This is a genomic window from Flavobacterium sp. AG291 (genome assembly GCF_003350375.1).
Lineage (GTDB): Bacteria > Bacteroidota > Bacteroidia > Flavobacteriales > Flavobacteriaceae > Flavobacterium > Flavobacterium suzhouense.
In genome coordinates, this window is sequence record NZ_QQAR01000001.1 from 430,970 (window position 1) to 432,007 (window position 1,038).

A 1,038-nucleotide genomic window follows, 5' to 3' on the forward strand; every position below is an offset into this window, starting at 1 on the left:
AGCTACAGGAAACGATGGTGTTGCCGGTCCTCAAGGAGCAACGGGAGCTGATGGAAAGGGTATTGCTAGTACAACAGATAACGGAAACGGTACATTTACTATCAATTATACAGACGGTACTTCTTTCACTACTTCAAACCTGACAGGTCCACAGGGAGCAACAGGAACACAAGGTATCCAGGGTCCACAAGGAGTTACAGGAAACGATGGTGTTGCTGGTCCTCAGGGAGCCACAGGAGCAGACGGAGCGGTAGGTCCGCAAGGTCCTCAAGGTCCTCAGGGAATACAAGGTAATACAGGAGCAACGGGAGCTACAGGAGCCGACGGAGCAGTAGGTCCACAAGGTCCTCAGGGAATACAAGGAATCCAGGGTGAGACTGGTGCAACCGGAGCTCAGGGTCCTCAGGGAGCTACAGGAGCAGACGGAGCAGTAGGTCCACAAGGTCCTCAGGGAATACAAGGAATCCAGGGTGAGACTGGTGCAACCGGAGCTCAGGGTCCTCAGGGAGCTACAGGAGCAGACGGAGCAGTAGGTCCTCAGGGAATACAAGGAATACAAGGAGAGACAGGAGCAACAGGAGCACAAGGTCCACAAGGTCCACAAGGAATACAAGGAGAGACAGGAGCAACAGGAGCACAGGGTCCACAAGGAATACAAGGAGAAACTGGAGCAACAGGCGCACAAGGTCCACAAGGAATACAAGGAGAGACAGGAGCAACAGGAGCACAAGGTCCACAAGGAATACAAGGAGAGACAGGTGCAACAGGAGCTCAGGGTCCACAAGGAATACAAGGTATCCAAGGAGAGACAGGAGCAACAGGAGCACAGGGTCCACAAGGAATACAAGGAGAAACTGGTGCAACAGGCGCACAAGGTCCACAAGGAATACAAGGAATCCAAGGAGAGACAGGAGCAACAGGAGCACAGGGTCCACAAGGAATCCAAGGAGAAACTGGAGCAACAGGCGCACAAGGTCCACAAGGAATACAAGGAGAGACAGGAGCAACAGGAGCACAAGGTCCACAAGGAATACAAGG

The 1,038-nt window shown here is 53.0% G+C and carries 1 pseudogene; it reads left to right on the plus strand.

Annotated features, from left to right (window positions below):
- Positions 1 to 1,038: pseudogene (locus tag DEU42_RS01995) on the plus strand (collagen-like protein); the annotation flags it as partial.